We start from the raw sequence: 4,060 nt of genomic DNA, 5'->3' as shown, positions 1-4,060 counted from the left end.
CCCGTTTCCCTTTCAACGCCCGCTGGAGTCTGCTGCCATGCCCCTGAACGATTATCCGATCGACTCGCTGATGTACATCACGAACCGCCCCGACATCGTGTTTACGCACGGCAAGGGTTCGTGGCTCTACGATCACACGGGCAAGCGCTATCTGGACTTCATCCAGGGCTGGGCCGTCAACAGCCTGGGCCACTGCAACGACGGTATCGTCGAGGCGCTGAAGACGCAGGCCGAAAAGCTGCTGAACCCGTCGCCAGCGTTCTACAACGAACCGATGGCGAAGCTCGCGGGTCTGCTCACGCAGCACAGCGTGTTCGACAAGGTGTTCTTCACGAACAGCGGCGCCGAGGCGAACGAAGGCGCGATCAAGCTCGCGCGCAAGTGGGGCCGCAAGTACAAGAACGGCGCATACGAGATCATCACGTTCGACCACAGCTTCCACGGCCGCACGCTCGCGACGATGTCGGCCAGCGGCAAGCCGGGCTGGGACACGATCTACGCGCCGCAGGTGCCGGGCTTCCCGAAGGCCGAGCTGAACAACATCGAGTCGGTCGAGAAGCTGATCACCGACAAGACCGTCGCGGTGATGCTCGAGCCGATCCAGGGCGAAGGCGGCGTGATCCCGGCCACGCGTGAATTCATGCAGGCGCTGCGCGCGCTGACGAAGCAGCACAACCTGCTGCTGATCGTCGACGAAGTGCAAAGCGGTTGCGGCCGCGCGGGCAAGCTGTTCGCGTACGAGCTGTCCGGCATCGAGCCGGACGTCATGACGCTCGCGAAGGGCATCGGCGGCGGCGCACCGCTCGGCGCGCTGCTGTCGAAAGCCGACGTCGCGGTGTTCGAGGCCGGCGACCAGGGCGGTACGTACAACGGCAACCCGCTGATGACGGCGGTCGGCTATTCGGTGATCTCGCAGCTCGTCGCACCCGGCTTCCTCGAAGGCGTGCGTGCGCGCAGCGAGTATCTGAAGCGCAAGCTGCTCGAACTGTCGGAGGAGCGCGGCTTCGAGGGCGAACGCGGCGAAGGCCTGCTGCGCGCGCTGCTGCTCGGCAAGGACATCGGCCCGCAGATCGTCGAGAAGGCGCGCGACATGCAGCCCGACGGCCTGCTGCTGAACGCCGCACGGCCGAACCTGCTGCGCTTCATGCCTGCCCTGAACGTGACGACCGAAGAAATCGACCAGATGATGGCGATGCTGCGGTCGATCCTCGACACGCTGTAAGGAGACCGTCGCGATGGATGCCGCCGCCGATGCTGTCGCTATCCGCCCGTTCGAACGCGCCGACACCGATGCCGTGCTCGCGGTATGGCGCGACGCGTTCCCGCAGTACGACGAAGCCGGTGCGCCGCCGCACCGCGATCCGCTGCGATCGATCGAGCTGAAGCTCGCGACGCAGCCGGAACTGTTCTTCGTCGCGACCAGCGGCGCGCGCGTCGTCGGCACGCTGATGGCCGGTTTCGACGGACATCGCGGCTGGCTCTACTCGTTCGGCGTCGCGAACGACGCGCGCCGGCTCGGCATCGGCCGTGCACTCATCGCGCATGCGGAACGCGCGCTCGCCGCACGCGGCTGCCCGAAGATCAACCTGCAGGTGCTGCCCGGCAACGACGACGCATGCCGCTTCTATGCCGCGCTCGGCTATCGCGTCGAGGAACGCATCTCGTTCGGCAAGACGCTGTCGGCCGCGTAACACGGCCGCTCGTAGCAGTAGCGGCTCAGCGCGTGATCGGCCCCGCGCCCGGCAGCGGATTGCCGAGCGCGTCGGTCGGCACGGCCTGCTGCTCGAACGCCGCGAAATACGCGGCCCATTGCGTGTCGCTCACGCGCACGAGCAGCGCGCCGTCCTGCCAGACGTCGTTGTGGTCGTTGTGGTCGTCACCCGCGCGATGCAGGTAGTTCGGGCCCGTCGAGCCCTGGTTCATGTGCGTGTCGTGGATGCCATTGCCTTGCGCATAGGTGCGGCCGAACACGACGACGTCGAGGCCCTGCGACTGCGCGGCGTTCACGAGCCGCAGCAGCGACGGGATCGGCTCCGGATGCTCGGTGCCGTCCATCACCGCGCTCGCGCGCCACGCGCCCGTCTCGTTCAGGATGTCGCTGCGCAGGTAGTCGAGCGCGGGCAGCGCGGCCTGCCCCGTCAGATCGGTATAGCCCTCGGCCGCGGCGGCGAGCGTCGCCGTGACCGGATGGTGGAAATCGTAGACGAGCTTGTAGTTCAGCAAATCGTCCGCGTCGCTGGTGCCGACGTTGATCGCGACGTCCCAGTCGCCCGCCGGCAACGCCAGCGTCAGGTGAACGTGATACTGGATCTCGCGGCCGTGCGGCGAGCCCTTCAGCCTCGCCACCGACGTCACCTTCGCCTTCACGAAACCGTAGTCCAGACTCATGCGCGTTCTCCGTGTCCCGATGGGTCATCGATGCTACGCGGCCCGTGTGTCGGTTTGCCGACGGCCGGCCGCGTGCACGACCCGACAGTCGAATGGAGTGGCGTTTGCACGCAGAGTTCGACGCGATCGACCAAGACGAAAAAAAGCCGTCACGGTTTCTGCCGTGACGGCTTTTCGACAGCCCGGATGCGACCTGCGCAACCGGGCCCGCTCAGTCCATCGCTTACTCGCCCAGATACGCGGCGCGCACCTTCGGATCGTCGAGCATCTGCTTCGCGTCGCCTTCCATCGTGACCGTGCCCGAATCCATCACGTAGCCGCGGTCGGCCGCCTGCAGCGCGAGGCGTGCGTTCTGCTCGACCAGCAGCACCGTGATGCCCTCCTTCGAGATCTCCCGAACCACTTCGAAGATCTTCTCGACCATGATCGGCGACAGCCCCATCGACGGCTCGTCGAGCAGCAGCAGCTTCGGCTTGGACAGGATCGCGCGCGACATCGCCAGCATCTGCTGCTCGCCGCCCGACAGCGTGCCCGCGAGCTGCGTCGCCCGTTCCTTCAGGCGCGGGAAGAAGCCGAACATCCGGTCGACGTCCTTCTTGATCTGCTCGTTGTCGTTGCGCAGGTACGCGCCCATCTGCATGTTCTCGATGATCGACATGCGCGCGAAGATCCCGCGGCCTTCCGGCACCATCGCGAGGCCGCGCTTGAGCAGCTCGTGCGACGGGATGCCCTTGATCGACTTGCCTTCGTACTCGATGTCGCCGGCCGAATACGGCTTCAGCCCGGTGATCGCCTTCATCGTCGTGGTCTTGCCGGCGCCGTTCGCACCGATCAGCGTCACGAGCTCGCCCTGACGGACTTCCATGTCAACGCCCTTGACGGCCTGGATGCCGCCGTAGTTGACCTGCAAGCCCTTGATTTTCAACATTGCCGCTGCCATCAGTGCACCCCTGCGCCGAGATATGCCTCAATCACCTTCGGATTCTTCTGCACGTCCTGCGGCAGACCTTCGGCGATCACCTTGCCGTAATCGAGCACCGTCATCCGGTTGCACAGCCCCATCACGAGCTTCACGTCGTGCTCAATCAGGAGAATCGTGCGGCCGTCCGAGCGGATCTTGTCGAGCAGGCGCGTGAGTTCGACCTTCTCGGTCGCGTTCATCCCGGCTGCCGGCTCGTCGAGCGCGAGCAGCTTCGGGTCGGTCGCGAGGGCCCGGGCGATTTCCAGCCGGCGCTGGTGACCGTACGACAGGTTCCGCGACGTGTAGTCGGCGTACTGCAGCACGCCGACGTATTCGAGCAGCTCGATCGCGCGCTCCTTGATCTCGCGCTCTTCCTGGCGTTCGGCCGGCGTCTGGAACACCGCGCCGAGCAGCCCGTGCTTGGTGCGCACGTGGCGGCCCACCATCACGTTCTCGAGCGCCGTCATCCCGCCGAACAGGCGGATGTTCTGGAACGTGCGCGCGATGCCGGCCTTGGCCACCTGGTGCACGGCCGTCGGCGTGTAGTTCGTGCCGTCCAGCTTGAAGTCGCCGGAGTCGGGCGTATAGAGGCCCGTGATCACGTTGAAGAACGTCGTCTTGCCGGCGCCGTTCGGGCCGATCAGACCGTAGATCTCGCCTTCGCGGATCTGCAGGCCGACGTCGGACAGCGCCTGCAGCCCGCCGAAGCGC

General features: G+C 66.1%; 5 protein-coding genes. 2 read left to right on the top strand and 3 right to left on the bottom strand.

Annotated elements, in window-relative coordinates; all coding sequences use genetic code 11:
- The first annotated feature begins 37 nt into the window (after positions 1-37).
- On the top strand, positions 38-1,222 hold the full coding sequence (locus JMF90_RS27200; protein ID WP_011546002.1) for an acetylornithine transaminase: 1,185 nt from the start codon (positions 38-40) through the stop codon (positions 1,220-1,222).
- A 13-nt stretch (positions 1,223-1,235) separates the two neighbouring features.
- Positions 1,236-1,691, top strand: coding sequence for a GNAT family acetyltransferase (locus JMF90_RS27195; RefSeq protein WP_011546003.1), 456 nt, complete (start codon positions 1,236-1,238; stop codon positions 1,689-1,691).
- A 25-nt stretch (positions 1,692-1,716) separates the two neighbouring features.
- Here the strand turns inward: JMF90_RS27195 and JMF90_RS27190 are convergent, their stop codons facing one another.
- The 3 genes from JMF90_RS27190 to JMF90_RS27180 form a co-directional block, all read right to left on the bottom strand.
- Positions 1,717-2,388, bottom strand: coding sequence for a DUF2278 family protein (locus JMF90_RS27190; protein WP_006478055.1), 672 nt, complete (start codon positions 2,386-2,388; stop codon positions 1,717-1,719).
- A 223-nt stretch (positions 2,389-2,611) separates the two neighbouring features.
- Positions 2,612-3,328, bottom strand: coding sequence for an ABC transporter ATP-binding protein (locus JMF90_RS27185; protein WP_006478054.1), 717 nt, complete (start codon positions 3,326-3,328; stop codon positions 2,612-2,614).
- Positions 3,328-4,060: ABC transporter ATP-binding protein (locus tag JMF90_RS27180; RefSeq protein WP_201325656.1), on the bottom strand; the 733-nt coding region annotated here is incomplete at its 5' end. The genes JMF90_RS27185 and JMF90_RS27180, both read right to left, overlap by 1 nt.

The organism is Burkholderia sp. E168m23, from assembly GCF_016586125.1.
In the GTDB taxonomy this organism is placed as follows: domain Bacteria; phylum Pseudomonadota; class Gammaproteobacteria; order Burkholderiales; family Burkholderiaceae; genus Burkholderia; species Burkholderia orbicola.
This window is presented reverse-complemented; position numbering and strand designations above follow the sequence as displayed.

Bases quoted from the DNA above. Each gene is read 5' to 3' on its own strand.
- JMF90_RS27200 (WP_011546002.1), top strand. From the start codon at position 38: ATGCCCCTGAACGATTATCCGATCGACTCGCTGATGTACATCACGAAC.
- JMF90_RS27195 (WP_011546003.1), top strand. From the start codon at position 1,236: ATGGATGCCGCCGCCGATGCTGTCGCTATCCGCCCGTTCGAACGCGCC.
- JMF90_RS27190 (WP_006478055.1), bottom strand. From the start codon at position 2,388: ATGAGTCTGGACTACGGTTTCGTGAAGGCGAAGGTGACGTCGGTGGCG.
- JMF90_RS27185 (WP_006478054.1), bottom strand. From the start codon at position 3,328: ATGGCAGCGGCAATGTTGAAAATCAAGGGCTTGCAGGTCAACTACGGC.